This is a genomic window from Meiothermus sp. (genome assembly GCF_025060375.1).
GTDB lineage: Bacteria > Deinococcota > Deinococci > Deinococcales > Thermaceae > Meiothermus.
In genome coordinates this window covers 1-2,597 of sequence record NZ_JANXCG010000044.1, presented here as the reverse complement: position 1 = coordinate 2,597, position 2,597 = coordinate 1, and the positions used below count along the sequence as shown (strand labels likewise).

The window sequence follows — 2,597 nt, the reverse complement described above, 5'->3', positions numbered from 1 at the left end:
GAGTGAGGCCTGCCGCGTGTTCTTCCGGAAGGTACTGGAAGTCGAGTGGAAATTCGCACAAACGTTGGGCTTGAAGCAGGCGAATAGTATGTACGAAAAGCTGTCAGCCTCCCTCGACCGCGATAAAGACGCCTTCCCTTTGCGCATCGGCTTCGGCTCCGGCAAGCTATCTGTCACTCTCTCTTTGTTAGAAGGCCAGTTCAACCCTCGAACCCGCCAGCTCGAGCCCGTAGATAACAACCCCAAAACCCGAAAGACCGCCGGGGCGGTGGATCCCAAAGACGGCTGCCCCCTGGGCTGGGCCATCGCGCGGCTCGAGCCCATCCAACCATCATGATTCTCACCGCCATTGTGCTTGCCCTCGAGGGCCCCGCCCGCCCCGACCCCGACGGCTGGCGGGGGCTGGTGTATGGCCTGCTGAAGGAGATAGACCCCGACCTCCACAGCGCCCAGCCCAACCCCTTCAGCCTCTCGCTGGGGGGGTGTGAGGGGGCCTGGTGGGTGCGGATAGGCATTCTGGAGGAAAGCCTCTACGCCCGGCTTTCGCCCAGGCTCTTTGGGCTTCTGGGCCAGCCAGTGAGGCTCAAGTCGGCCTTCACCGTGCAGGCGGTGTTGCAAGAGGAGCACCCCTGGGCCGGCGTGAGCAGCTACCCCCGGCTCTTCCAGGGCCAGGCGGGCCCCAGCCTGGGCCTTCAGTTCGCCAGCCCCACCTTCTTCCGCCGTAAAGGGAACAGCTACCCCCTGCCCGAGCCGCGCCTGGTCTTCGACTCGCTGGCCCAGCGCTGGAACGCCTTTGCGCCGGTCAAGGTGCCGCCTGAGCTTGCGGAAAGCTGGGAGCGCATGACCATCGCCCGATTGCAAGGCCACACCCAGGCCACCCGGCCCAACCCCGACGAGCGGGGGGTGGGCTTTGTGGGGCGGGTGGTCTATCACCTGCCCGCGGCCAGCCCGCTGGAGGCCCAGTGGATGCAGGCTTTGGGCCGCTTTGCCTTTTACGCCGGGGTGGGGGCCAAGACCAGCTTAGGCTTTGGCCGGGTGCGGGCCTTCGACCCGAGACAGGAGGTACACCATGCAGGAACTGAAGGAGAGGCTTCAGCAGGCCTGGCAGAACCTGAAAGCGCAGGAAGCGGAGGGGGCTAGGGCCCAGGAAATCTACGCCCAGAATGTGTGGCCGCTTCTGCTCGAGCTCTGGCGCAAAGAGCCCCAGGTTTACCCCTTGCGGGAGACCTTCGAGGTCTCCATCCACACCCTGGGCACCAGCCCGGAGGCCACCACCCTGGCCGCGCTGGGCCTGGGGGCCGACGAGGTGTACGTGCTCCACACCCCGGAGAGCAGGCGCTACCTGAGCCAGTTGCAGCAAGACCTGGGGCGGGAGGTTTACCCCATCGAGATCGACAAGAGCGACGTAACCCGGCTCTACCGGGCCGTAGGCGAGCAGGTGCGCAAGCACCCCGGCAAGAAAATCGCCCTCGACCTGACCAGCGGCACCAAGGCCATGAGCGCCGGGATGGCTGCGGCAGGCTACTTTTTGCAGCGGGTGCATCCCAGCCTGCGGGTGGCCTATGTGGACAACGACGCCTTCGACCCCGCTTTGCGCAAGCCGGTGGCCGGAACCGAAAAGCTCATCCTGCTGCCCAACCCTCACGAGGTGCTGGGCGACTTAGACGAGCACCTGGCCCAGGAGTTCTACGGGGCGCGGGAATTCAGCAAAGCAGCCGACCGCTACCAGGCCCTCAGAAGAAAAACCGGGCAGGGCCATTTTGAGGTGTACGCAGCCCTTTGCGAGATGTACCAGCGCTGGTACGCCCTGGACTTTGAGGGGGCCTCGAGCAACGCCCAGCGCCTCCTCAACTTCCTGACGCAAGACGCCTACCGCAACCACCCCCTGAACCGCCACGCCCAGCGGCTCAAAGAGCAGAAAGAGGGCCTCAAGGCCATTGTGGCCCTGCTCCAGTCGAAGAACTTTTCCGAGCAAAAGGGTATTCTTTGGCTGACCGCGACGCTTTTACAACTGGGGGACGAGCGCAGGGAGCGGCAACCGGTCTCCGCTGCTCTTTATTACTACCGGGCCTTCGAGCTGCTTTTGCAACACCGTCTTGCGGTGCGGGGACGCAGCGACGACGAGCCCAACCTGAGCCCTGAAGAACAGCAGCACCTGCGGCAAGCCCTGTCTGTCTGGCTGGGAAAGCCACCCGAACAGATCAGGCCGGTGCAGAAGCTGGGGCTACTGGAAAGCATCGCCCTGCTGTGCTACCTGGGCGACCCCGCCCTGAGTCGGTTCTCCGATAGCGACCTGCGGGGCTACCAGGGTATGCTGCAAAGCCGCAACAAAAGCCTGCTGATCCATGGCCTCGAGGTGAGCAAGAAAGGGGACGTGGAAAGGCTCCAGCAGTTTGCCCACAGGCTATACCAGACCACGCGGGAAGAGGCCGGGTTGGCCGTGTCGGTTGAGCCGGTAGAGCTGGTGTGACCCTCCACCTCACCGAGCAGTCCGCCACCCTGCGCCTGCGCCAGGGCCGCCTGCGGGTCGAGCTGGACCAACAAACCCTGGCCGAGCTTCCGGCCCGCAAGGTGCGGGCAGTGGTGGTCTGGGGTAA

2 protein-coding genes and 1 pseudogene are annotated in these 2,597 nt (G+C 64.7%); all 3 read left to right on the top strand.

Annotated features, from left to right (window positions below):
* Window positions 1–337 (top strand): annotated as a pseudogene (locus NZ849_RS05970) (hypothetical protein); the annotation flags it as partial.
* Window positions 334–1,140, top strand: a complete 807-nt coding sequence (cas6, locus tag NZ849_RS05965) for a CRISPR-associated endoribonuclease Cas6 (protein ID WP_295405347.1) — start codon at window positions 334–336, stop codon at window positions 1,138–1,140. The pseudogene NZ849_RS05970 and the gene cas6, both read left to right, overlap by 4 nt.
* The gene (locus tag NZ849_RS05960) at window positions 1,070–2,470 is read left to right on the top strand and encodes a TIGR02710 family CRISPR-associated CARF protein (protein ID WP_295405345.1); all 1,401 of its coding nucleotides are present in this window, start codon (window positions 1,070–1,072) and stop codon (window positions 2,468–2,470) included. The genes cas6 and NZ849_RS05960 overlap by 71 nt, the downstream gene beginning before the upstream one ends.
* Window positions 2,471–2,597: the final 127 nt, after the last annotated feature.

What these genes read in the sequence shown, in the direction of transcription:
- cas6 (WP_295405347.1), top strand. Translation starts at nt 334, where the DNA reads ATGATTCTCACCGCCATTGTGCTTGCCCTCGAGGGCCCCGCCCGCCCC.
- NZ849_RS05960 (WP_295405345.1), top strand. Translation starts at nt 1,070, where the DNA reads ATGCAGGAACTGAAGGAGAGGCTTCAGCAGGCCTGGCAGAACCTGAAA.